The organism is Pseudomonas sp. S2_F03 (genome assembly GCF_054668335.1).
This window is the reverse complement of the sequence record NZ_CP162759.1, coordinates 3956474-3981725: the sequence shown is the minus strand read 5'-3', so window position 1 is coordinate 3981725 and position 25252 is coordinate 3956474. Positions and strand designations below refer to the sequence as shown.

Genomic DNA, 25252 nt, shown 5'->3' with positions numbered 1-25252 from the left:
CTCACGCAAAAGGCCGCTGACGAGTCAGCGGCCTTGCTTAATCGAAAGTGTTACTGCGCGCCCTGCTTGTCGATCAGTGCGGCGAGCATTTCGTACTCTTCGCGGGTCAGATCGGTCAGCGGTGCACGCACAGGACCTGCGTCATAGCCGGCAATTTTTGCCCCGGCCTTGACGATGCTCACGGCATAACCGGCCTTGCGGTTACGGATGTCCAGGTACGGCAGGAAGAAGTCGTCGATGATCTTGCCGACGGTGGCGTGATCTTCACGAGCGATCGCGTGGTAGAAGTCCATCGCGGTTTTCGGGATGAAGTTGAACACCGCCGAGGAGTAAACCGGCACGCCCAACGCCTTGTAGGCAGCGGCGTAGACTTCAGCGGTCGGCAAGCCGCCCAGGTAGCTGAAACGGTCACCGAGGCGGCGACGGATCGACACCATCAGCTCGATATCGCCCAGGCCATCCTTGTAGCCGATCAGGTTCGGGCAGCGCTCGGCCAGACGTTCCAGCAGCGGCGCGGTCAGGCGGCAGACGTTACGGTTGTAAACCACCACGCCGATTTTTACCGATTTGCACACGGCCTCAACGTGGGCGGCAACGCCGTCCTGGCTGGCTTCGGTCAGGTAGTGCGGCAGCAGCAACAAGCCTTTGGCGCCCAGACGCTCGGCTTCCTGTGCGTATTCGATGGCTTGACGGGTCGAACCGCCCACACCGGCCAGGATCGGCACGCTGGTTTCGCAGGTGTCGACGGCCGTCTTGATGATTTCCGAATATTCGCTGGCCGCCAGAGAGAAGAACTCACCGGTACCGCCTGCGGCGAACAACGCCGTGGCGCCGTATGGGGCCAGCCATTCGAGACGCTTGATGTAGCCCGCGCGATGGAAATCGCCCTGAGCATTGAAATCGGTAACCGGGAAAGACAGCAGACCGGAAGAGAGGATGGACTTCAGTTCTTGTGGATTCATTATTCGAACACCCTGGGTAGCAACGTATATGTGTGTGTGAGAAAACCGTTCAGCCTGCGCCGAAGTTGTAGGTCATCGTACAACTTAAATAACAACCGTCAACTGCATTTCATCGCCGGCTGCATTTTTATGTAGGAGAGGCTCCTTCCTTGACGTAGGAAATTTCTCGGCTAAGATCTATTTAACTGTATATACATACAGTTATTTTGAAATCTGCCTACGACATATCAAGGAGATAGAAATGTCAGGTCTACACACAAAACCTCAGGAAACACCGAAACAGGTCATTGCCAATCTGGATGATCTTTTTACTGAACGCGGCATTACCGTCAGCGCCAACGAACACGTAGTGCTGCACCTTGCCGAGCAACACATCGCGGCTCCTCAACCGCCTGCCTCAACCTCCGCGAGTGCTCTGAAAGGCAAGCCACAGCTACGTTTCGAGGGGGGTGAACACACCGCCATCGGCGACACCACGCTGCTGCGTTTCGTCAAGGATGCCCCGGCCATTCCAGCGGCCCAAGTTGAATTGCACCTGCCCAATGGCCTGGCGCTGACCTATGGCCAGGTGGTTGCGTTGGGGGGTGATTTCTATGGCATTCCCGATCAGCCCGTCAGCGAAGGCGCCACGCCTGCGAAGCGTATCCAGCGCTTTGCCAATGCCTTCAATTCACTCGCTGTGCTGCCGACCGCCAATGCCGAGGCCAAGCAGATCCTCGCCGTGATGCAGAAGGAAATCGCCGCCGTTAATCAGGCGATCCGGGAAGGCAAACAACCTCACGAGGTTTATGACGCCTTGGGAGATACGTTGTCGGAAGAGTGGAACAAGATCACCGGCGGCGGCAGTTTTGTCTCGGCCCTGTTCCCGTTGGGGCGCTATCTGAAATTGGCCGCCAACAACACCGACCATTTTGTCGAAGGGGCGCTGGCGGCCTACATCGCCGGGCATACGGCGGCGGTGCAGCAAGCGGTTCTGGCGAGAAGCAGTGGCGACGAAAAACAGCTGGAAATCGCCTACGCGATGAATGCCTTTGCTGATCATTACCTGACCGACCTGTTTTCCGCCGGCCACTTGCGCGTACCGCGCAAGCAATTGGCAGCGGTGGTCACACCCAGCGACCTGGGCTCGTTGATCACCCGTTTCATGCACGATGAAGACAGCAAATTCGGCCTCAATGTGCGCAACGGCAATGGCGACCAATGGCGGGCCTATGGCGACAAACGCTACTTTGACGCGATCGACAGCGCCAACCGCGTGCAGGTCAATCAAGCGGTTCAACTGTCTGCGGATGAGATCTTCGCGACGTACCTCAGCGGAGTCGCTCCATCGCCGAGCAACTTCAGCGCCTTGAAAAAGCTGCCGGACCTGCAAGCCGTGCTGAACCCAGCGGGTAATTTCTCGCCGCTGTTCAGGGTCGAGGGCAGCAAAGTGCTGCGACGCAAGGACGTCAACAACCTGAACGACACCGCCACTGTCGACGACTGGTGGGGGTGGAGCACGTATTTGCTACTCAAGGACTACAACCCTAAAGGCAACGTCTGATAAGGAGATCGAAGATGACTATCAAATTGAAACTGGAACTGGCTTCTGGCCAATCGCTGAAGGGTGCGCCGCTGGAGTTGTTGTCCAAGGGGTGGGTGATTGCGCGGGCGGTGGTGGATGAGCGTGGGGTTGTGGCGTTCGATGCCAAGGCTGGGGCTTTGGAGTTGGCGGTGAGGGTGGATCGGTCAATCCTGCGTACTGGCTGATTTTTTCATCAGGGCTACTGGCTCAATCGCGAGCAAGCTCGACTCCCACAGGTTTTGTGTCGATCACAACCGTGTGAACGCACACAAGACACTGTGGGAGCCGAGCTTGCTCGCGATGGCATTCCAGCAGACAGCAGAAAACTCCGAACCAGAAAATTAACCCCGCTGCGCCTCAGCCTCTTCATGCGCATGACGCAGCCGCTCACGGCTATTGGTCAAGTGCAAACGCATCGCCGCTCGCGCCGCATCGGAATCCTGGCGAGCGATGGCGTCGTAAATCTCTTCGTGCTCACGACTCAGGCGATTCATGTAGTGCTGCTGGTCGTCATGGGCCAGGCGCGCCGAGTTCAGCCGCGTGCGCGGAATGATGCTGGTGCCCAGGTGGGTCATGATGTCGGTGAAGTAGCGGTTTCCGGTTGCCAGGGCAATTTGCAGGTGGAACTGGAAATCCGAGGCGACCGCATCGCTGGCGTGGGAAGCGCTTTCGTTCAGGGCGTCCAGTGCGGCTCTCATCAGACCCAACTGCTCAGGGCTGCGGCGTTGCGCGGCGAGGCCGGCGGATTCGACTTCGAGGCTGATGCGCAATTCCAGAATCGCCAACACGTCACGCAGGGTCACCACCGTCGCCGGGTCAATACGGAAGCCGCTCGGGCTTGGCGTATCGAGCACGAAGGTGCCGATACCATGGCGGGTTTCCACCTGCCCGGCTGCCTGCAAGCGGGAAATCGCTTCGCGCACCACGGTGCGGCTGACGCCATGGGCGTCCATGATCGCCGACTCAGTGGGCAATTTGTCGCCGCGCTTGAGAAGACCGTCGCGGATCTGCTCGGACAGCACCGTCACCAATTCCTGTGCGAGGCTGCGGCGCTTGCGAGGGAGGCGGGGTGCGTCAATCGGGTTTTCCATGGTGAACATCTGTCTCGAAAATTCGGCTGAAACCGCATCATAGCTCAACGCGGTTGTACGATCACCGTCAGCATCCACTATCCATGTGGGAGCGAGCTTGCTCGCGATAGCGGAGTGTCAGACACCTTTGATGTTGGATGTCAGGCCGTCATCGCGAGCAAGCTCGCTCCCACAGGGATTTGTGGTGCTTATGCGGTTACTGTCTGGTCCACCAAATGGCCGTTCTCGATGCGAACATGCCGTGGATGGAAACGCTTCAGGCTGCTGCGATGCCCGACGCTGATAATGCTCAGCCCCGGCAACTCATCGATCAGCGCTTGATACAACGAAGCCTCATCCTCTTCGTCCATCGCCGACGTCGCTTCGTCCATGTACAGCCATTGCGGTGCGTACAGCAGCGCGCGGGCAAATGCCAAACGTTGTTGCTCACCCGGCGAGAGCATGCGCTGCCAGTGGTTGGCTTCATCCAGACGTCCAACAAGATGCGGCAATCGGCAGGTTTCCAGCACGTGAACGTAGCGTTCTTGCGTATAGGTATCGCCAGGCTGTGGATAACTCAGCACTTCGCGCAGGCTGCCAATCGGCAGATAAGGCTTTTGCGGCAGGAACAGGTAGCGCGCCGATGGCAGGCGAATGCTGCCGTGGCCGCGCGGCCACAAGTGCCCCATGGCTCGCAACAAGGTCGACTTGCCGCTACCGGAACGCCCGCTGAGCATGACACGCTCGCCCTCTTCCACCGCCATATCGGCGTTGGTCAGCAAGTGACGACCGTCCGCCAGATCGAGGCCCAGGTTGTGGATCTTCAGTTCCGTGCCCTGATTCTGCACGTCGATGGCCTGTTGGCGCTCTTCATTGTCGGTCATGGCCTGACGGAAGCTGAGCAGACGGTCACAGGTGGCACGCCATGAGGCGAGGTTCTGATACGCACTGATAAACCAGCTGAAGCTTTCCTGCACATTGCCGAATGCCGAGCTGATTTGCATCAGTTCACCGAGTTCGATCTTGCCGGAGAGGTAACGCGGCGAGGCAACAATGAACGGGAAAATGATGGCCGCCTGGCTGTAACCGGCGGTAAAGAATGTCAGGCGTTTGGACACTTTCATGATGTCCCAGAAGTTATGCCAGACCATTCCGAAGCGGCCGCTCAACCGACGATTTTCGTTCGGCTCTCCGTTATATAACGCAATGCTTTCGGCATTCTCGCGAATCCGTACCATGGAGAAACGCAGGTCGGCTTCGAAGCGTTGTTGTTGGTTGTTCAGACCGATCAAGCGGCGACCGATCAAATGCGTCAACCAGCTGCCTACCACTGCGTAAACCAGTACGCACCAGAACATGTAGCCGGGAATAGTGATACCGAAGACTTCAATACTGCCCGACACGCCCCACAGAATGATCGAGAACGACACCAGGCTGACGATATTGCGCAGCAGCCCGATACCCAGCTCAAGGGTGTTGGAGGTGAAGTTGTTAAGGTCTTCGGAAATCCGCTGGTCCGGGTTATCGGTGTAACCGCCCTGCTCCAGCTGGTAGTAGTTTTTGTTGCCGAGCCAACGGGCAAAGTGCTTCTCCGTCAGCCAGGCTCGCCAGCGGATGGTCAGCATCTGTGTCAGATAAAGCCGGTACACCGCACCGACAATCGCCACGGCGGCAATCACGCAGAAATACAGAATCAGCTGCCAGAACGCGGCTTCATCTTTCTTTTGCAAGGCGTTGTAGAAGTCCTTGTACCAGGTGTTGAACCACACCGAGATTCCCACGCTGATCAGCGACAGCGCAATCACTGCAATCAACAGCGTCCAGGCCTTGGTCTTCTCTTCACTTTGCCAATAGGGCGTGATAATCGCCCAGACTTTGCGGAAAAACTGCCCGCGCACGGCATCGTTGACCGCGGAATATTCAGCGTTCTGATTCATGAATAAGGCTCGATAGAGAAAAGAACACGCACGAACCGATCATAGTAGATCGGCTCGGGTTATCGCGAGGACTCTGACGATGATCGTTCAGCGTCCGTTCAGCGACGCACGGGGCGCTTCTGTAGTTTGCGCTGCAAGGTGCGGCGGTGCATGCCCAGGGCGCGAGCGGTGGCAGAGATATTGCCTTCGTGCTCGGTCAGTACGCGCTGGATGTGTTCCCACTGCAAACGGTCCACCGACATCGGGTTTTCCGGCACCAGGGAATCGAGGTCAGCGTGCTCGGACAGCAGCGCAGCCAGCACGTCGTCGGCGTCGGCCGGTTTGCACAGGTAATTGCAGGCGCCGCGCTTGATCGCCTCGACGGCGGTGGCAATGCTCGAATAACCGGTGAGGATCACCACGCGCATTTCCGGGTCCAGCTCAAGCAGTTTGGGCAGCAAGACCAAACCCGAGTCGCCGTCCATTTTCAAGTCCAGCGCGGCGTAATCCGGCAAATCGGCCTGAGCGATGGTCAGGCCTTCTTCGGCAGAGCCTGCAGTGCTGACGCGAAAACCGCGGCGGGCCATGGCGCGTGCCATCACGCGGGTGAAGGTGGCATCGTCGTCGACCAACAGCAAATGCGGCAGTTCTTCGCCTTCAACTTGGATATCGTCACTCATGTTCGTCTCCTCGGGCGACACGGGGCAGGCGCAGCTCGGTGAGCGTGCCGCCTTCCTCATGACTGTAGAGTTTCACTGAGCCGCCGGCGCGTGTCACGCTGGCCTTGCTCAAAAACAGGCCCAGGCCGAAACCTTTGCCCTTGGTGGTAAAAAACGGTTTGCCGATCTGCTCGGCGATGGCCAGCGGCACACCGGCGCCGTGGTCACGAATGCTGATGGTCAGGTTTTCAAAATCCCAGTCCAGCGTCACTTGCAGCCCTTCGGGGCAAGCATCGGCGGCGTTGTTCAGCAAATTCAGCAACGCCTGGGTCAGGTCCGGTGGCGGCGCCATGCGCGGCACGGTGCCCTGCCCCAGGCGCTGGAACCGGTAACTGGCTTCCGGGCGCATCAGGTGCCAGCGGTTCAGCGCTTCATCGAGCCAGTCGGTGACGTCCTGCATCTCCACCGCCAAGCGGCGATTGGCTTCGGCGGCACGCACCAGTTGCTGCAAGGTTTCTTTGCAGGCCTTGACCTGATCCTGCAGCACCTTCAGATCATCCTGCAACATCGGGTCTGGATGATCCTGTTGCATCTCTTTGAGCAACACGCTCATGGTCGCCAGCGGCGTGCCCAATTCGTGAGCCGCACCAGCCGCTTGCGTCGCAACAGCCAGCAATTGCTGGTCACGCAGGCCTTCCTCGCGACGAATGGCACGCAGCTCTTCCTGACGGCGCAACTCTTCGGCCATGCGCGCAGCGAAAAAGGTAATCACCGCCGCAGCCAGCGCGAAGCTCAGCCACATGCCGTAGACCTGCAGGTTTTCCCGGGCAATCGGGAAGGTTTGCAACGGATAGAAACGCGCGAGCAGCAAGGTGTACATCGTCAATGCGATACCGGACAGGATCACCGAATAACGCCATGGCAAGGTCACAGCGGCAATGGTCAGCGGCACCAGGTAATAAGAGACGAACGGGTTGGTCGAGCCACCGGAGAAATACAACAGGGCGCTGTGGATAAACAGGTCGCAGGCCAGCTGCAGCGCGTATTCGAGCTCCGTCACCGGCCACGACGTGCGCAGGCGAACCGCCGTGAATACGCACAGCAGCGTCGAGCAGGCGAGGGTCATTGCCAGTTGCACCCACGGCAGCGGCAGCAGGTCCAGCCAGTAGGCCAACCCCACGGAACCGGCCTGAGCGGCGAGCACTAACGTGCGGATGAACGTCAGCCGCCAGAGGTTCTGGCGAGTGGCAGAAGTGATTTGAACGGGGGCGAGCATGAGCTCTCCTGATGAGCGCTCCAGGCGGATCGCACGGAGTATAACCAAGCACGGGGGCTGGCAGGCAAAAGTGCGGCAAACCGCCACATGGCAATGGCCAACACAAACCCTTGTAGCAGCCTTCGGCAGCTGCTACAGGCGATCGCGTTGATCTGTATAGAAGTTGTAACTGGGCGAACCGGATCATTAAAGCTAGAGTCTGATGGTTTCACGCAGGCTTGGACCTGACACCTGCGCACCGCCCAAGGAGTTTTCATGCACACATTTCGCCGCAGCGCCGCCCTTCTCGCCCTGAGCGTTGGCACCCTCGCCAGCCTCCCGGCCCTGGCCGCCGACGAGCTGCACTACAACCAGATTGCCCTGCGCGCTGAAGTCAGCCAGGAAGTGGCTCGCGACCTGATGATCGTGACCCTCTACACCGAAGAACAAAACACCGACCCGGCCAAACTCGCCGCCGACGTCAGCACCACCATGAACAAAGCGCTGGCCCAGGCCAAACAAGTCAAAGACATCACCTTGCGCCAGGGCAGCCGCAACAGCTACCCGATCTACGACACCAAGGGCCAGAAAATCACCGGCTGGCGCGAACGCGCCGAACTGCGCCTGGAAAGCTCCGACTTTGCCGCCCTGTCGAAATTGACCGGCGAACTGCTGACCGACCTGAAAATGGGCGGCATGGACTTCGCCATCGCCACGCCAACCCGCAAGGCCAGTGAAGACGCGCTGCTCAAAGATGCCGTGACGGCCTTCAAGGCCCGCGCGCAACTGGCGACCGATGCACTGGGCGGCAAGAGCTACAAAATCGTTAACCTGAACCTGAACAGCAACGGTTATCCACAACCCTACATGCGCGGGCCGATGATGATGAAAGCTGCCGCAATGGATTCGGCGCCGGTGACCCCGGATGTGGAAGCCGGCACCAGCCAGGTCAGCATGACGGCGGATGGGTCGATTGAAGTGTTGATGCCTTGATTTAATAGCTCGTACATATAAACGGCGATCACCCAGTGATCGCCGTTTTTTATTGCCCGTCGCGAACCAGTCAGATGTTGTGCCGACTGATCCACGGCTCTCGCGTTTTATGCCGGATCAACGTTATCCAATGCCCGATTCACCGCCAACTCCGCCAGCATGATGATCTGCTGAATCGCCATTGCCGTATTACGCTGCGGGCCGATCAGGTTCGTGGCGAAATCACTGGTCATGACGCTGGCAGATGCCAGTGATTCGCAGGCTTGGGCCAGCAGGCTTTCGGTGTCCATGTTCGGGGCGATCATGTACATCGTGCTGGGGCGGCGGGGGTTTTCGGTGTATTGGGATGGAGGGTCGAGGTAGTAGTCGAGAGCGCGTTTTATGGCTTCGCGGTCTTTGATTAGCGACTCGGTGCGCAAGTCTTCGGCTTCGGCTTCGGGAGTGATGGGTGGATCGGGGACTGACTTATCCATGGAAACTCCTACTGGTAACGGGAGCCATCCTTTCGCCGGATCTCAAGCGGCGAAGAGGTGGCCGCTATGTGCAGAGTGAGATCACCGGTAGTAGGCACCCGGCCAGACCGAAGTCTGCCCGCACACAGCCGCCATAACGCATTTACAGGCAGCAGATAAGCTGGCGCCAATTATGGTGGCATTGGCGCTAGATGAATACTAATAGCCGGGGATCTCACGCCCGGTCGCTGATTTTGCAGCGACAGCCAGAGGTTAGAGACACGGCTTCCTACCCGGCAACCTGAAAAATACGTGGGAAAGCACTGCGCTTCTTACACATCTTTCAACACACAAAAATGGAACGCGGAGCGTCCCCGGCGGCATTCCCACGCGGAGCGTGGGAACGATCAATTGATGCACACCTGTTAGAGATCGGTCGACTGGCAGGCCGCCATCGCGGGCAAGCCTGAACTGGTCAAGTAATCTCGGACACCGATTACGGTGTTTATGCCGCTTTTTGCTCCATGGCTATTGGCGACAGGTAGTCGTTATAGCTATGGAGTCTGGTGCGGTTGTAGTACATGAAGAAGCGCACGATATCGGTTTTGGCTTCCTCGATCAGGCTGTAACCGCCACGAGGCACCCACTCTGACTTGAGCGTGCCGAAAAAGCGTTCTGTCGGCGCATTATCCCAGCACTGCCCGCGATGACTCATGCTTTGCAAAATGTCGTGTTGCAGCAGCTCTTCTTGAAACTTGCGACTGGTGTACTGACATCCCTGATCTGAGTGAAACATCAGTCCAGGAGGACACGTTCGTACCTCTGTCGCCATACGCAGCGCTTTGCTGACCAAGTTGGCGTCATTGACCAGAGAAAATGCCCAGCCAATAACCCTTCGGGCATACAGATCGATCACGATGGCCAGATGAACCCAACGTTTGCCCACCATCAAACTGGTGACGTCGCCACACCAAACCTGATCGATTGCAGTCGGTTTGAAGTTGCGCTTGAGCCGATTGGGCGCGACAAATGCTTCCACTCCTTTGGATCTGAAAGGGTGAGGCTGGCGTTGTTTACTGACGATATTGGCCTCTCTCATCAGCGCTCTGACAAGACTCCTTCCAGCTGTAATGCTTTGGGATTTCAGGCCTTTACTGATCATTCTGGAGCCCATGGCTTCGCGGCTTTCGCTGTGCAGCTCAACTACTTTCAGCTTGAGCTCTTCGCGTTTGCGCCTCGGTTTGGCGCGTCGCTGAATCCACTCATAAAAGCTGCTGCGCTTCACACCGAAAACACGACACACCACAGCCGTCGGGAATGACTCTCTTAGCTCTGCGATCATCGAAAACGATCGGGATCCGACATCAAGAGAGCGGTAGCCTTTTTTAGGATATCGGCTTCCATCTCCATGCGCTTGATCTTGGCTTTTAGTTCCTGGATCTGGCGCTGATCTTCGGTGATTGCCTTGGTGCCTTTGACTGGCTGCCCTTCACGTTCCTTACGAACCTGATCGACCCAGCGCCGTAAAGCGGTGGGCCCGATATCCAGCGATGCACAAACATCTGAAACCGGGCAGTTATCATCAAGCACCATGCTGGCAGCATGAAGCTTGAACTCGCGCGTATAGACCTTTCTTTCGTTCATGGAGCCTCCAAGTTGGCGAAATCATATCGCCCTTAAGAGGTGTCCGAAATTATTAGGCCAGTTCAGCCCGGCTCCCACAGGGAATGTGTACACCGGCAAGAGATCGGTCGGCTGGCAGGCCGCCATCGCGGGCAAGCCCGGCTCCCACAGGGAATGTGTACACCGGCAAGAGATCGGTCGGCTGGCAGGCCACCATCGCGGGCAAGCCATGCTCCTACAGGGAATGAGTACACCGACCGCTTCTCACCACTCATCAGGCCGAGCGTTAGCTCGCCTACCGCTTTTGATCTTGATCCACCCGCCCCTTCGGGAGGCTGAGTGGAGGTGTTCATCCGGGGAGTGGCGCGCAGCGCCGTTCGACGCAGTCGAACACGCTGCATGTAGGTCGAAGCGAAGCCGACCGGAGGGCAGTGTCCCCGGATGGATACCGGAGCGAAGGAACGCCGAGCCTAGGCGAGGGGCCGGACGCTCGGGGCGAGCCTTTTTTTGCTTACTTTTTTTTGGCGTTTGAAAAAAAAGTGAGTCGCCGTAAGGGCGAAACCCTAAGTGGCCGTAACCGCAGGAATGGATATGTACACCAAGGAAGAGATTGGTCGGCTGTCAGGCCGCCATCGAAAAAAGGCGCTACCAATAAATAACCACGGTTGCACCCAGTATTACCCATAAATGCGCAGCCCACGACCGTGCGCCTACTGTCACTACAAATGTACTGATTAGATCAACAACCAAGATGTCCACTGACAAACACCTGCCAGTCAAACTGCATCCGAACCCACAACAAACCCGTTAAACAACAAATACCTACCACACAGCCCCAAACTCAACAGCAACCCACCCCGGCGCAAAACATTCTCAATCCCAAACAGTCCCCCACCCAACACATTCAGCCCGCAAAGCGTGGGTATAAATAAGTAACACCACGCTCCAACCGGGTGCGCAATCCCCGCCAAATGCCCCGCACCGGTGCGCCGGTTGCACCGAAAAAAACCCGCGCAAACGGTCAAATGCGCGTGAATTTATACAAATGCGACATTAAGGTACGTACGTGCCACTGTTTAACGCCTGTGGTCGCTCTGCATCTTGCATTGGGTACGGCCCCTGCATAAGTATCCGCAGGTCGACTCACGAGGTCGTCCTCTAATTCCAAAAATGACAACAATCATGAGGCCACCATGCTTAAACACGCGGTCATTCCGTTTTTAGTCGGCGCCAGCATGCTAGCTGCCGCACCCTTCGCCCAAGCCGCGACTAACCTGGTGTTCTGCTCCGAAGGGAGCCCGGCCGGTTTCGACCCAGGTCAATACACCACCGGGACCGACTTCGACGCCTCTGCAGAAACCATGTTCAACCGCCTCACCCAGTTCGAACGTGGCGGCACCGCTGTCATTCCTGGTCTGGCGACCAGCTGGGATATTTCCCCGGACGGCCTGACGTACACCTTCCACCTGCGCGACGGCGTCAAGTTCCACACCACCCCGTACTTCAAGCCGACTCGTGATTTCAACGCCGACGACGTGCTGTTCACCTTTAATCGCATGATTAACAAGGATGATCCGTTCCGTAAGGCGTACCCGACCGAATTCCCGTACTTCACCGACATGGGGATGGACACCAACATCACCAAGATCGATAAAGTCGACGACAAAACCGTCAAGTTCACCCTCAAGGAAGTTGATGCCGCGTTCATCCAGAACATGGCCATGAGCTTCGCCTCGCTCCAGTCCGCCGAGTACGCAGCCCAGCTGCTGAAAGAAGGCAAAGCCGCCGACATCAACCAGAAGCCGGTCGGCACTGGTCCGTTCGTGTTCAAGAGCTACCAGAAAGACTCCAACATCCGCTACACCGGGAACAAGGACTACTGGAAGCCGGACGACGTGAAGATCGATAACCTGATCTTCGCCATCACCACTGACCCGTCGGTGCGTATCCAGAAGCTGAAGAAGGGCGAGTGCCAGATCACTCTGTTCCCACGTCCGGCCGACCTGAAGGCGCTGAAAGAAGACAAGTCCCTGAAAGTGCCTGATCAGGCCGGTTTCAACCTGGGCTACATCGCCTACAACGTGATGCCTAAGGTCAAGGGTCAAACCGACGCCAACCCGCTGGCTGAACTGAAAGTGCGCCAGGCACTGGACATGGCAGTCAACAAGCAACAGATCATCGACTCCGTTTACCAGGGCGCCGGCCAACTGGCCGTCAACGCCATGCCACCGACCCAGTGGTCCTACGACACCACCATCAAAGATGCCAAGTACGATCCTGAGAAAGCCAAAGAGCTGCTCAAGGAAGCCGGCGTGAAGGAAGGCACCGAAATCGTCCTGTGGGCGATGCCGGTACAGCGTCCATACAACCCGAACGCCAAGCTGATGGCAGAAATGCTGCAGTCCGACTGGTCCAAGATCGGCCTCAAGGTCAAGATCCAGAGCTACGAGTGGGGCGAGTACATCAAGCGCTCCAAAGGTGGCGAGAACCAGGCAATGCTGATTGGCTGGAGCGGTGACAATGGTGATCCGGACAACTGGCTGAACGTGCTGTTCGGCTGCGATTCGCTGGAAGGCAACAACTTCTCCAAATGGTGCGACAAGAAGTTCGACGGCATCGTAAAAGAAGCCAAGCGCACGACCGATCAGGCCAAGCGCACCGAACTGTACAAACAAGCGCAACACGTCCTCAAAGACGCCGTTCCAATGACACCTATCGCTCACTCGACGGTGTTCCAACCTATGCGCAACGAAGTGCAGGATTTCAAGATCAGCCCGTTTGGCTTGAACTCCTTCTACGGCGTCAGCGTCAGCAAATAAGGTGTTGCAACGGCGACGTTTCTGACGTCGCCGTTGTTTTATCTGCCGAGAAAGTAGGAAAACTCTTACATCCAATTCCGCCGCGTACTACTGCGGTGGTGTCGGACGCGTTGCCATTTCCTACGAGTCTTTAGGACTCTACGCATTTACTGCCAGACCCACGGCCCCTACCGTCGGGTTCTGACCAGCTTATGTGTGGGTTCTCGGTTATTGCCGCCCGCAGGGTTTGAAATCAGTGATCCTCCACGTCCCAGGACGGGACGGCGGCTCATTGTCAAAACACTCGTCAATACAAGAGGGAGCGTCATGCGCCATACCTTGGTTTTATCCGCATTACTGGGCACCGGCCTGTTGGCCGCCACTTCCATGAGCCAGGCCGCCAATAACAGCCTGGTGTTCTGCTCCGAAGGCAGCCCCGCCGGTTTCGACACGGCGCAGTACACCACTGCGACCGATAACGACGCCGCCGAGCCGCTGTACAACCGACTGGCAGAGTTTGAAAAAGGCGCGACCAACGTCGTACCGGGCCTGGCCACGAGCTGGGATATTTCCGAGGACGGCCTTAAGTACACGTTTCACCTGCGCGAAGGGGTGAAGTTTCATGGCACCCAATACTTCACGCCGACCCGTGATTTCAACGCCGATGACGTGCTGTTCACGTTTAATCGCATGCTCGACCCACAACAACCATTCCGTAAGGCTTATCCGACCGAGTTCCCGTATTTCAACGGGATGAGCCTGAACAAGAACATCGCCAAGGTCGAAAAGACCGGGCCCTTGACCGTGGTCATGACGCTCAACAGCGTCGACGCCGCGTTCATCCAGAACATCGCCATGAGTTTCGCCGCCATCCTGTCCGCCGAGTACGCCGACAAACTGCTGGCCGAAGGCAAGCCGAGCGATATCAACCAGAAGCCGATCGGCACTGGCCCGTTTGTCTTCAAGAGCTACCAGAAAGACTCCAACATCCGTTACACCGGCAACAAGCAGTACTGGGACCCCAGCCGGGTCAAGCTCGACAACCTGATTTTCGCCATCAATACCGACGCCTCGGTACGCGTGCAGAAACTCAAGGCCAACGAGTGCCAGATCACCCTGCACCCGCGCCCTGCGGATGTGGAGGCACTGAAAAGCGACACAAAACTCAAGCTGATCGAGAAGCCTGGCTTCAACCTCGGCTACATCGCCTACAACGTTCGGCACAAGCCTTTCGACCAGCTCGAAGTGCGCCAGGCGCTCGACATGGCGGTGAACAAACAAAGCATTCTCAAGGCCGTCTATCAGGGTGCCGGTCAACTGGCCGTCAACGCCATGCCACCAACGCAATGGTCCTACGACGAGACGATCAAGGACGCCGCCTATAACCCGGAAAAAGCCAAGGAACTGCTCAAGGCTGCCGGCGTGAAAGAAGGCACCGAAATCACTCTGTGGGCGATGCCCGTTCAGCGCCCTTACAACCCGAACGCCAAGTTGATGGCCGAAATGCTCCAGGCTGACTGGGCGAAAATCGGTCTCAACGTGAAGATTGTCAGCTATGAATGGGGCGAGTACATCAAGCGCACCAAGAATGGCGAGCACGACATCAGCCTCATCGGCTGGACCGGGGACAATGGGGACCCGGACAACTGGCTCGGCACGCTTTACAGCTGCGACGCCATTGGTGGCAACAACTACTCCATGTGGTGTGATCCGGCTTACGACAAGCTGATCAAGCAGGCCAAGGTCGTCACCGACCGTGACCAGCGCACCGTGCTCTACAAACAGGCGCAGCAGTACCTCAAACAGCAGGTGCCGATCACGCCAGTCGCCCACTCGACGGTTAACCAGCCGTTAAGCGCCAAAGTCGAAGGGTTCAAAGTCAGCCCCTTCGGCCGCAACGTGTTCTCGGGCGTCAGTATCGACCAATAACCGATTAGCCAGAACGCTGGGGGCGCAGTGCGCCCTCATGCAAACGTATTGCCGTAATTCGCCGATTCGGCCTACAGCAAACGTTTGCGATGCCTTATATGAGTTCTAAACCAAATAGCCGGATCACCAAAAAAAAGACCGGTATAAAAAAAAGAAAGTAAGGAGCTTCACCCATGAAACTGAGCAGCACCGCGTTATTGGCCTTGGCCATCAGCAGCGTAACCGCCACGGCTTACGCAGAAACCCAGAGCCAGGAATTCACCCCGGTGACGGTCAACACCAAAAGCGCACAAGCCGACGCAACCGGCTTTGTCGAAGGCCAATCCATCAGCGGCACCACGCGCAACTGGTACGCCAACGAACAACTGCACCGCGGCGGCAAGTTCACCTACCGCAAAGACGGTGTAGCCACCCCGACAGATCGTCGTATCAACTGGGTTCAAGGCACCATCATCAAGTACAACTCCGGCTTCACTGAAGGGACCGTGGGTTTCAGCACTGAAGTGGCGGCCTACAACGCTGTCGCGCTTGAACGCGACCGTGAGAACCTGGCCTCCAACAACGGTGGCGCACCGACTTCTCGTCCAGGCGCTGGCAACAACCGTACCCTGACCAAGGAAGGCGGCGACGCTCAAGGCCAGTGGAGCAAACTGGGCCTGGCCAACGTCAAGGCGCGCGTCTCCAACACCACGCTGACTGCCGGCCGCATGAACTTCAGCAGCCCGCAGGTTGATGTGATCGGTAACCGTGCGCTGCCTTCGAGCTTCCAGGGCGTCGCAGTCCACAGCGAAGAGCTGAACAACCTGGCTTTCGACCTGGGCACCTTCGACCGCAACTCACCGCGTACCGAAGAGAGCCTGCGCAAGTTCCGTTCCGAATACGGCACCAGCAGCGCCGAAGCCGACCACGTGAACACCGGCGGTATCACCTACCAGCCATTCGCCAGCCTGACCACCAGCTTCTGGGGCACCCAGGCTGAAGACTTGTGGAACCAGTACTACTTCGGCGCCAGCCACGTATTGGGTGACAGCTCGGTACTGAGCCTGACCACCGGCCTGAACTACTACAAGACCGTCGATGAAGGTAAAAAGCTGCTGGGCGAAATCGACAACCAGGCCGGCTCCCTGTCGTTCGGCCTGACTCACCAGGCTCACACCCTGACCTTCTCGTACCAGGAAATTAACGGTAACGAGTACTTCGACTACCTGCACGAAACCAACGGCATCTACCTGGCCAACTCCCTGTTGTCGGACTTCAACGGCCCGAACGAGAAATCCTTCCAGGTTGCCTACGGTCTGAACATGGCCGAATACGGCGTGCCAGGCCTGAAGTTCAACATCTACCAAGCTCGCGGCTGGGGCATCGACGGTACTCACTACACCGGTACTGCCTACGACGTGAAGAACATGGACGGCGAAACCCACTACGAATACGGCATCGGTTCTACCTACGCCATTCAAAGCGGCCCGCTCAAGGCCACCACTGTTCGCGCGACCTACACCGCTCACCGCGCCAGTGAAAACCAGGGTGATGGCAGCATCAACGAGTTCCGTCTCGTGACCACTATTCCGTTCAATATTCTGTAATGCACCTGCCCACCGGCTGATTCAGTGACGAATCGGCCGTTGGGGTTTTGTCCTTTAACCGATTGCAGAGGGTTCTTGATGAAAATGCTTCCCCTACGTGCGGCCATCGCTGCCGCGTTGCTGAGTGTCGCTGTTGGTGTCTCGGCCAAACCCCTGGTGGTCTGCACCGAAGCCAGTCCGGAAGGCTTCGATATGGTCCAGTACACAACTGCAGTCACCGCCGATGCAGTGGCCGAAACCATCTTCAATCGCCTGGCGGACTTCAAGCCCGGCACCACCGAGGTGATTCCGGCGCTGGCCGACTCCTGGGACATCAGTGAAGACGGTCTGAGCTACACGTTCCACCTGCGCAAAGGCGTCAAGTTTCACACCACCGATTACTTCAAGCCGACCCGCGACATGAACGCCGACGACGTAGTCTGGAGCTTCCAGCGTCAACTGGACCCAAACCACCCATGGCACAAACTGTCGAGCGTGGGCTTCCCGTACTTTGAAAGCATGGGCTTTAAAGAACTGCTCAAAAGCGTAGAAAAAGTCGACGACAACACGGTCAAGTTCACCCTGACCCGTCGCGAAGCGCCATTCCTGGCTGACATTGCCATGGCCTTCTCCTCGATCTACTCCGCCGAGTACGCTGACCAGTTGCTCAAGGCCAACAAGGCCGGCGACCTGAACAACAAACCGGTCGGCACCGGCCCGTTCGTGTTCCAGCGCTATAACAAGGACGCGCAAGTTCGCTTCAAGGCCAACCCGGAGTACTTCCGTGGCAAGCCACCGGCAGACGCGTTGATTCTGGCGATTGCGACCGACAACAACGTGCGCCTGCAAAAACTCAAGGCCAACGAGTGCCAGATCGCGCTGTATCCGAAACCGGATGACATCCCGAGCATCAAGAAAGACACCAACCTCAAGGTTGATGAGCTGAACGCGATGACCGTTTCCTACATCGCGATGAACACCTCGCACAAGTACATGAGTGATGTGCGCGTGCGTAAAGCCATCGACATCGCGTTCGACAAGGCGGCCTATGTCAACGCGCTGTTCGGCAAAGGCAACGCGACTGTGGCGGTCAACCCGTACCCGGACACCCTGCTGGGCTACAACCACAAGCTGACCAACCCGCCGCGTGACTTGGACAAGGCCCGCGCCTTGCTCAAGGAAGCAGGCGTACCGGAAGGCACAACGTTTACACTGTTCACCCGTAACGGCGGCGGGCCGACCAACCCGAACCCGATGCTGGGCGCGCAGATGATGCAGGCTGACCTGGCCAAGGTCGGCATCAAGATCGACATTCGCGTCATGGAATGGGGCGAAATGCTCAAACGTGCGAAAAACGGCGAGCACGACATGGTTTCCGCCGGATGGGCGGGCGATAACGGCGACCCGGATAACTTCCTGACGCCTATGCTGAGTTGCGAAGCAGCCAAGAACGGCGAAAACTACGCGCGCTGGTGCAACGAGAAATTCCAGACGCTGATCGACGAAGCCCGAGCTAAAGTGAACCCGACGGAACGTGCAGCGCTCTACGAGCAAGCCCAGGAGGTTTTCAATCAGGACCAGCCATGGATCAGCATGGCGCACACCCGTATGTTTACTGCAATGCGCAACAACGTAGAGGGCTATCACATTAGCCCGCTTACCACGAATAACTTCGCCACCACCCAGGTGAAGTAAATAAGAAAACTCCCGGTGTCCCTGACTCCAGGGACACCAGGCACGCCTAACCGGCTGATGAGGTACACCACAAGATGTTTAGTTTTATTGCCCGCCGATTGGGGTTATTGATCCCCACGTTTTTCGGCATCACCTTGCTGACTTTCGCGCTGATTCGCATGATTCCAGGCGACCCGGTGGAAGTCATGATGGGCGAACGTCGCGTCGACCCCGAAATGCACGCACAGGCAATGGAACGCCTTGGTCTGAACAAGCCGCTGTATGCCCAGTACCTGGACTACATCGGCAAACTGGCCCACGGCGACCTCGGCGAATCGCTGCGTACCCGTGAAAGCGTGTGGAGCGAGTTCACCTCTCTATTCCCCGCGACCCTGGAACTGTCCATGGCCGCCCTGTTGTTCGCCGGCATCCTGGGCCTTCTGGCCGGGGTGATCGCGGCACTCAAGCGAGGATCCCTGTTCGACCATGGGGTGATGGGCGTCTCCCTGGCGGGGTACTCGATGCCGATCTTCTGGTGGGGCCTGATCCTGATCATGTTCTTCTCGGTGAGCCTGGGCTGGACCCCGGTGTCCGGGCGGATCGACCTGCTCTATGACATCGAGCCGCGCACCGGCTTCATGCTGATCGACACGCTGCTGGCCGATGACGTCGGTGCGTTCCTCGATGCCCTGCATCACCTGATCCTGCCGGCCATCGTGCTGGGCACTATCCCGCTGGCCGTTATCGCGCGGATGACCCGTTCGTCGATGCTCGAAGTGCTGCGTGAAGACTACATCCGTACCGCCCGCGCCAAGGGCCTCTCGCCATCGCGCGTGGTGTTCGTGCACGGCTTGCGTAACGCACTGATTCCGGTACTGACCGTGGTCGGCCTGCAAGTCGGCACATTGCTGGCCGGTGCGGTCCTGACCGAGACCATCTTCTCGTGGCCGGGCATCGGCAAATGGCTGATCGAAGCCATTGGCGCCCGGGACTATCCCGTTGTGCAAAACGGCATCCTGCTAATCGCCTGCCTGGTGATTGTGGTCAACTTCGTAGTGGACATCCTCTACGGCTTTGCCAACCCACGCATCCGTCACCAGCGCTGAGATCATGACCATGACCACTCCAGCTTCAACTCAAAATCAAGCGGTAGCAGTCGATCAAAGCCTGCTGTACCCGTCCCCGTACAAAGAATTCTGGCAAGCGTTCTCCAAAAACAAAGGCGCCGTTGCCGGCCTGATGTTCATGTTGCTGGTGATTTTCTGCGCGATCTTCGCGCCATGGGTTGCCCCGCATAACCCGAGCGAGCAATACCGCGATTTCCTGCTGACCCCGCCAGCCTGGCTGGAAGGTGGGCAGATCCAGTTCCTGCTCGGCACCGATGAACTGGGTCGCGACCTGCTGTCGCGCCTGATCACGGGCTCGCGCCTGTCGCTGATGATCGGCTTGTCGTCGGTGGTGATGTCGTTGATTCCGGGGATCCTGCTGGGTCTGTTCGCCGGTTTCTTCCCGCGCCTTCTGGGCCCGACCATCATGCGTCTGATGGACATCATGCTGGCGCTGCCGTCGCTGCTGCTGGCCGTGGCGATTGTCGCCATCCTCGGCCCTGGCCTGATCAACACCGTGATCGCCATCGCCGTGGTGTCCCTGCCGTCCTATGTTCGACTGACCCGCGCGGCGGTGATGGGCGAACTGAACCGCGATTACGTGACCGCCGCCCGTCTGGCCGGTGCCACGTTGCCGCGCCTGATGTTCATCACCGTGCTGCCGAACTGCATGGCACCGCTGATCGTTCAGGCGACCTTGAGCTTCTCTTCGGCGATTCTCGATGCCGCGGCACTGGGCTTCCTCGGCCTTGGCGTACAACCGCCAACCCCTGAGTGGGGCACCATGCTGGCTTCGGCTCGCGACTACATCGAACGCGCCTGGTGGGTGGTCAGCCTGCCGGGTTTGACCATTTTGCTCAGCGTGCTGGCAATCAACTTGATGGGCGACGGCCTGCGCGATGCGCTGGACCCGAAACTCAAGAACGCCGCCTGAGGAGATTCAAATGTCACTGTTAGAAATCAAGAATCTCAACGTTCGCTTTGGCGACAAAAACGCCGTTCCGGTGGTCGACGGGCTCGACATTACCGTGGAGAAGGGCGAAGTCCTGGCCATCGTTGGCGAGTCGGGTTCGGGTAAGTCCGTGACCATGATGGCGCTGATGGGCCTGATCGAACACCCGGGGATCGTCACTGCCGACGCCCTGAACTTCGACGGCAAGAACATGCTCAAGCTCAGCAACCGTCAGCGTCGACAAATCGTCGGCAAAGACCTGGCCATGGTCTTCCAGGACCCGATGACCGCGCTGAACCCGAGCTACACCGTCGGTTTCCAGATTGAGGAAGTGCTGCGCCTGCACCTGAAAATGTCCGGCAAGCAAGCCCGCAAGCGTGCCATCGAGTTGCTGGAAAAAGTGGAAATCCCCGGCGCCGCCAGCCGTATGGACGCCTACCCGCACCAACTGTCCGGCGGTATGAGCCAGCGTGTGGCGATCGCCATGGCGATTGCCGGCGAGCCGAAATTGCTGATCGCCGACGAACCGACCACCGCGCTGGACGTAACGATTCAGGCGCAGATCATGGACCTGCTGCTGGCGTTGCAGAAAGAGCAGAACATGGGCCTGGTGCTGATCACCCACGACCTCGCGGTCGTGGCCGAAACCGCCCAGCGCGTGTGCGTGATGTACGCCGGTCAAGCGGTTGAAGTCGGTCAGGTGCCCCAGCTGTTCGACATTCCGGCGCACCCTTACAGCGAAGCGCTGCTCAAGGCGATTCCGGAACACAGCCTCGGTGCCACACGCCTGTCGACCCTGCCGGGCATCGTTCCCGGTCGCTACGACCGTCCGCAAGGCTGCCTGCTGTCGCCGCGTTGCCCGTATGTGCAAGACAGCTGCCGCGCCACGCGCCCGGCCCTGGACCCGAAAAGCCACAGCCTCGCCCGCTGCTTCTACCCGCTGAATCAGGAGGTGGCGTAATGGCCGTCGTACTTACCGCCCGCGACCTGACCCGTCACTACGAAGTGTCCCGCGGCCTGTTCAAGGGCCATGCGACCGTGCGCGCCCTCAACGGCGTGTCGTTTGAACTGCATGCCGGCAAAACCCTTGCTGTCGTCGGTGAATCGGGTTGCGGCAAATCCACCCTGGCCCGTGCCCTGACCCTGATCGAAGAGCCGTCCTCCGGCTCCTTGAAAATCGCCGGCCAGGAAGTCACCGGCGCCGACAAGGCCCAACGCAAGCAACTGCGCAAAGACGTGCAGATGGTGTTCCAGAGCCCGTACGCGTCGCTCAACCCTCGGCAAAAAGTCGGTGATCAGCTCGGTGAACCGCTGCTGATCAACACCAACCTGAGTGCGTCCGAACGTCGCGAGAAAGTCCAGGCGATGATGAAGCAGGTGGGCTTGCGTCCCGAGCACTACCAGCGTTATCCGCACATGTTCTCCGGCGGTCAGCGCCAGCGGATTGCCCTGGCCCGCGCGATGATGTTGCAGCCTAAAGTGCTGGTGGCGGATGAGCCGACCTCGGCATTGGACGTGTCGATCCAGGCGCAGGTGCTGAACCTGTTCATGGATTTGCAGCAAGAGTTCAACACCGCCTACGTGTTCATCTCGCACAACCTGGCGGTGGTGCAACACGTGGCCGATGACGTGATGGTGATGTACCTCGGTCGCCCGGTGGAAATGGGTCCGAAGAACGACATCTACGAGCGTCCGCTGCACCCGTATACCCAGGCGCTGCTGTCGGCCACACCGACCATTCACCCGGACCCGAACAAGCCGAAAATCAAGATCGTCGGCGAGTTGCCCAACCCGTTGAACCCGCCGTCGGGTTGCGCTTTCCACAAGCGCTGCCCGTATGCCACCGAGCGCTGCAGCACCGAAGAGCCAGCCCTGCGCCCTCTCGATAACCGCCAGGTGGCTTGCCACTACGCCGAGCAATTCCTCGACGGCGCGGCATAAAAATGTGGGAGTGAGCCAGCTCACTCCCACAGCGATTGAATCGCACACGTCATCAAGAAGCGTTAACCAGAAACCCCTTCTCCCACCACTGCGCATCAGCACGGGAGCAGGGGTTTTCTTTTTTCCGGGCGTTACGACTGGCTGTCGCCTTCGTCATCATCGGAATCCGGCTCGTCAGTCGTCGAGTCATCGTCGTTATCCGCACCACCCTGCCCCTGATCGCCTGGCTCGGATTCGGATTTGGCGAGCATCAAGCCACTGTATCCTCCCTGCCCGCTCGAAGCCTGCTCATCATGTTGCGTGCACTCGGCCCACGCCATCGAAGTGCCGAGTGACAGCATCACCATCACTTTCAACAGCAATAAAACACGTAGCATTCTGTTCATAGTCGATTCCATCCTTTCGTAGAGTGCCTATCTGGCGCTGAGTGAAATCTAGTTCCGATCCGCGTGGTTCTCCAGATAAGACGTTAGCGAAGGGGTGGAATTGCCGTGGATCGACAGAATGGTTTTGAATAATGGTTATTTCCAAACTCCTTAAGCGGCCGTCTCGCTCTTTAGCGAGGATTTGATCACTGGATGCATACAGGGACGTGTCGCTTGGTATATGAGCGGCATAGAACACATCGCCAACACCGCACTTGCGATCCAGACACTATGCCCGCCAAAGTGACCATATAGCTGGCCGCCAAGGGTCGGCGAAAGAAGCGCACTCATCCCCCAACACATAGAGAAAAGGCCAAAATAAAGCCCACTTCTACCGACTTGCGCACGTTGCATGACCAGGACGTTCAAGGTCGGCATAAACAGAATTTCGCCCATAGTCCAGACAACGGTCGATAGGCAGACAAATAGCATCCCGCTCCCCAACGGCAGAACTCCAAGCCCGAAAGCGAGCAAAAAGGCGCCTGCCAACAGTTGCCGCCGCGCCCCCCATGACTCACTCCAATGGGATAACGGAATTTGCAGCAAAACCACGAGCAATGCATTGAGCGCAAATTGCCATCCGACACCCTCAGCTCGCAGTCGATAGTAATCGAGCAAATAGTTGCCCAACATGCTGTAGACCGGTTCGAAGGCAAGGCCGAGCAAACCTGAAGCCGCTAGTAACCATAGGAACGGTTTGTTCTGGAATGGGGACCTGGCGTCCAATGCCGCGGCATAGAACTCATCCGACATCAGAACATCTCGACGAATAGTCGACCGGACAAACCAGACCAAGGCCAGTAACGTCATAGCCGCGCTGACAAAAAACACCCACCGAAAATCAGCCTGTGCCAGAACGCCACCCACCACCCCAGCTATAGCCATACCCAGATTGATGGCAACTCGACTCAATGATTGCGCACGAACATGCCGCTCAACATGGCAATACTCCAGGATCAAACGCTGATGAAGCGTACGAATTGCACCATCGAGAACACCGCTGAACAGCAGCAATCCAGCCAGCCAGGGCACGTCGGTGACCAGCCCCAATAGCACCAAAATCCACACCGAGGCGAACATCAACAATGCAGTAAGCCGCGCCGTGGAGAAATGATCACTCAGCACTCCACCGCCCATTGACCCAATCAGTAATCCTGCACCGTAACCGGACAACAGCCATCCAACTGTTTCAAACGGCAACCCCAGTGCCTGACGCAGGTACAACGCCATGAACAACTTGGCCATGGCGCTCAACCGACTGATGAAAATCAACGCAGCAAGCACCCAGGCCATAGAGCAGAAGTAGCCATCCAACCGAATAAGGTGAGCAAGTCGGCTAACCATGCCACTGGTCCAGATTGCGGTTCACTTGGCTGTAAATACCTTTTGAGGCGTAAGGAATGTCTGAGCGAATCTCGTGATCCGAATCGAAAAAATACTGCGCCTGTAGCCGGCCATCAGCATCCAGACCTATTAGAGGGTTGTTAATCAGAAATTTTCGCACCGCAGCACAAAGCGTCGGCATTCGAATCAAGATCCTCCACTGTCCGAAGCCGTTTTCCGGAACAACAGCTTGAGCCCCAAAGCGCTTTTTGTATTGGAATGTTCCTTTGCTTAAAAATGGCTCACAACCTTGAAAATCGACCCAGTCGATGGATGATTGATTGGAGGCCCATTCAAGGATCGAGTGATAAACAAAATTCTGCGCACCGTTAGCACGATAAACTGCACTCCCACCCTTCATCCCGATCAAACGTGCATTCAAGGTACGCGTAGACCACTCAATCTGAGAAACACTTCCCGCAACCCACTCAGCATGCATCTGGACTCGAAACAAAACGCCTCGTTTGAACAAATTCAAAAAAGCGTCCTGCTCTTCCACACTTCGCGCAAAATCACCGTAACGCGCGTTCATCGTCGGAACATGCATGGTGCGGTAAAAGGAGAAAAAATCCTCATCTTCAATTGACACATCGTACTGAAAGCCACGTTTTATCGATTGAGTCCGGCGTTTGCTTTCACGATTAGATAGTTGCCCCAGCACGTGCTCCCAACCAGCAGAAACATCAACTTTTTGATGAATCCTACTGAGCCCGACAACATCACTTGGTTTTTGGTATTGCTGGATAACATCCGATGAGGTCATCAGCAAACTCATGTCGGCTTTATTTCGTTTTATAAAGTCATCCAGTTGCTCCCACTCCAAAGTCCCTTCTTGGTCTATACACGAACTCTCGAAAAAGCATTGAGCTACAAAAGGAGCGATGTACCGCAGTCCCTCATTCACCCCGAGATACGTAAGACGAGCCAGAGTTCCGGCTCGGGAGGCCCCACTGTAAATACGAAAGTGACAGACTGTTTTCTGACT

General features: G+C 57.6%; 22 protein-coding genes. 11 read left to right on the top strand and 11 right to left on the bottom strand.

Annotation, left to right across the window (positions count from 1 at the left end; translation table 11 throughout):
- Window positions 1-50: 50 nt before the first annotated feature.
- Complete coding sequence (gene kdgD / locus AB4N76_RS18555; protein ID WP_046026848.1) at window positions 51-962, bottom strand: 5-dehydro-4-deoxyglucarate dehydratase; 912 nt, start codon at window positions 960-962, stop codon at window positions 51-53.
- 241 nt (window positions 963-1203) lie between these two features.
- Here kdgD and AB4N76_RS18550 point away from each other — a divergent pair, with 241 nt between their 5' ends.
- Together AB4N76_RS18550 and AB4N76_RS18545 are read left to right on the top strand one after the other, a co-directional pair.
- The gene (locus tag AB4N76_RS18550) at window positions 1204-2505 is read left to right on the top strand and encodes a phospholipase (RefSeq protein WP_460163365.1); all 1302 of its coding nucleotides are present in this window, start codon (window positions 1204-1206) and stop codon (window positions 2503-2505) included.
- A 14-nt stretch (window positions 2506-2519) separates the two neighbouring features.
- Window positions 2520-2711 (top strand): hypothetical protein, encoded by a 192-nt coding sequence (locus tag AB4N76_RS18545; protein WP_460163364.1) that lies wholly within the window; start codon window positions 2520-2522, stop codon window positions 2709-2711.
- A gap of 156 nt (window positions 2712-2867) precedes the next feature.
- On the opposite strand, the gene AB4N76_RS18540 is transcribed toward AB4N76_RS18545, so the two are convergent.
- From AB4N76_RS18540 to AB4N76_RS18525, 4 genes are all read right to left on the bottom strand, one after another.
- Window positions 2868-3617: a FadR/GntR family transcriptional regulator gene (locus tag AB4N76_RS18540; RefSeq protein ID WP_175648959.1), complete on the bottom strand. Its 750-nt coding sequence runs from the start codon at window positions 3615-3617 to the stop codon at window positions 2868-2870.
- A gap of 188 nt (window positions 3618-3805) precedes the next feature.
- On the bottom strand, window positions 3806-5533 hold the full coding sequence (locus AB4N76_RS18535) for an ABC transporter ATP-binding protein/permease (protein WP_046026851.1): 1728 nt from the start codon (window positions 5531-5533) through the stop codon (window positions 3806-3808).
- 98 nt (window positions 5534-5631) lie between these two features.
- Entirely contained in the window at window positions 5632-6192 is a 561-nt protein-coding gene (locus AB4N76_RS18530; protein WP_046026852.1) for a response regulator transcription factor, read from the bottom strand.
- Window positions 6185-7447, bottom strand: a complete 1263-nt coding sequence (locus AB4N76_RS18525) for an ATP-binding protein (protein WP_046026853.1) — start codon at window positions 7445-7447, stop codon at window positions 6185-6187. The genes AB4N76_RS18530 and AB4N76_RS18525 overlap by 8 nt, the downstream gene beginning before the upstream one ends.
- A 255-nt stretch (window positions 7448-7702) precedes the next feature.
- Between AB4N76_RS18525 and AB4N76_RS18520 the strand changes: the two genes are divergently transcribed.
- Window positions 7703-8419: an SIMPL domain-containing protein gene (locus AB4N76_RS18520; RefSeq protein ID WP_046026854.1), complete on the top strand. Its 717-nt coding sequence runs from the start codon at window positions 7703-7705 to the stop codon at window positions 8417-8419.
- A 107-nt stretch (window positions 8420-8526) separates the two neighbouring features.
- On the opposite strand, the gene AB4N76_RS18515 is transcribed toward AB4N76_RS18520, so the two are convergent.
- The 3 genes from AB4N76_RS18515 to AB4N76_RS18505 form a co-directional block, all read right to left on the bottom strand.
- Window positions 8527-8892, bottom strand: a complete 366-nt coding sequence (locus tag AB4N76_RS18515) for a DUF6124 family protein (RefSeq protein ID WP_460163363.1) — start codon at window positions 8890-8892, stop codon at window positions 8527-8529.
- 484 nt (window positions 8893-9376) lie between these two features.
- Window positions 9377-10213 carry an IS3 family transposase gene (locus tag AB4N76_RS18510; RefSeq protein ID WP_223525384.1) on the bottom strand — a complete coding sequence of 279 codons (837 nt, stop codon included), beginning with the start codon at window positions 10211-10213 and terminating at the stop codon, window positions 9377-9379.
- Window positions 10210-10515, bottom strand: a complete 306-nt coding sequence (locus tag AB4N76_RS18505; protein ID WP_046033372.1) for an IS3 family transposase — start codon at window positions 10513-10515, stop codon at window positions 10210-10212. Before AB4N76_RS18505 ends, AB4N76_RS18510 begins: the two co-directional genes overlap by 4 nt.
- Before the next feature lie 1172 nt (window positions 10516-11687).
- Between AB4N76_RS18505 and AB4N76_RS18500 the strand changes: the two genes are divergently transcribed.
- The 8 genes from AB4N76_RS18500 (at window position 11688) to AB4N76_RS18465 (ending at window position 22459) form a co-directional block, all read left to right on the top strand.
- Window positions 11688-13313, top strand: coding sequence for an ABC transporter substrate-binding protein (locus tag AB4N76_RS18500; RefSeq protein ID WP_046026856.1), 1626 nt, complete (start codon window positions 11688-11690; stop codon window positions 13311-13313).
- 306 nt (window positions 13314-13619) lie between these two features.
- On the top strand, window positions 13620-15221 hold the full coding sequence (locus AB4N76_RS18495) for an ABC transporter substrate-binding protein (protein WP_077430882.1): 1602 nt from the start codon (window positions 13620-13622) through the stop codon (window positions 15219-15221).
- Window positions 15222-15394: 173 nt separating this feature from the next.
- Window positions 15395-16807 carry an OprD family porin gene (locus tag AB4N76_RS18490; protein ID WP_046026858.1) on the top strand — a complete coding sequence of 471 codons (1413 nt, stop codon included), beginning with the start codon at window positions 15395-15397 and terminating at the stop codon, window positions 16805-16807.
- Between the two features lie 78 nt (window positions 16808-16885).
- Entirely contained in the window at window positions 16886-18481 is a 1596-nt protein-coding gene (locus AB4N76_RS18485; protein ID WP_077430883.1) for an ABC transporter substrate-binding protein, read from the top strand.
- Window positions 18482-18555: 74 nt separating this feature from the next.
- Window positions 18556-19566 (top strand): ABC transporter permease subunit, encoded by a 1011-nt coding sequence (locus AB4N76_RS18480; RefSeq protein WP_258667725.1) that lies wholly within the window; start codon window positions 18556-18558, stop codon window positions 19564-19566.
- A 4-nt stretch (window positions 19567-19570) separates the two neighbouring features.
- Window positions 19571-20500: an ABC transporter permease subunit gene (locus AB4N76_RS18475; RefSeq protein ID WP_408980958.1), complete on the top strand. Its 930-nt coding sequence runs from the start codon at window positions 19571-19573 to the stop codon at window positions 20498-20500.
- A 10-nt stretch (window positions 20501-20510) separates the two neighbouring features.
- Window positions 20511-21479: an ABC transporter ATP-binding protein gene (locus AB4N76_RS18470; RefSeq protein ID WP_027924492.1), complete on the top strand. Its 969-nt coding sequence runs from the start codon at window positions 20511-20513 to the stop codon at window positions 21477-21479.
- Window positions 21479-22459, top strand: a complete 981-nt coding sequence (locus AB4N76_RS18465; protein WP_077430884.1) for a peptide ABC transporter ATP-binding protein — start codon at window positions 21479-21481, stop codon at window positions 22457-22459. The genes AB4N76_RS18470 and AB4N76_RS18465 overlap by 1 nt, the downstream gene beginning before the upstream one ends.
- Window positions 22460-22590: 131 nt before the next feature.
- Here AB4N76_RS18465 and AB4N76_RS18460 read toward each other — a convergent pair whose 3' ends face one another.
- From AB4N76_RS18460 to AB4N76_RS18450, 3 genes are all read right to left on the bottom strand, one after another.
- The gene (locus AB4N76_RS18460) at window positions 22591-22845 is read right to left on the bottom strand and encodes a hypothetical protein (RefSeq protein WP_046031956.1); all 255 of its coding nucleotides are present in this window, start codon (window positions 22843-22845) and stop codon (window positions 22591-22593) included.
- A gap of 150 nt (window positions 22846-22995) precedes the next feature.
- On the bottom strand, window positions 22996-24228 hold the full coding sequence (locus tag AB4N76_RS18455; protein WP_046031955.1) for an MFS transporter: 1233 nt from the start codon (window positions 24226-24228) through the stop codon (window positions 22996-22998).
- Window positions 24221-25090 carry a hypothetical protein gene (locus AB4N76_RS18450; protein WP_460163362.1) on the bottom strand — a complete coding sequence of 290 codons (870 nt, stop codon included), beginning with the start codon at window positions 25088-25090 and terminating at the stop codon, window positions 24221-24223. Before AB4N76_RS18450 ends, AB4N76_RS18455 begins: the two co-directional genes overlap by 8 nt.
- Window positions 25091-25252: the final 162 nt, after the last annotated feature.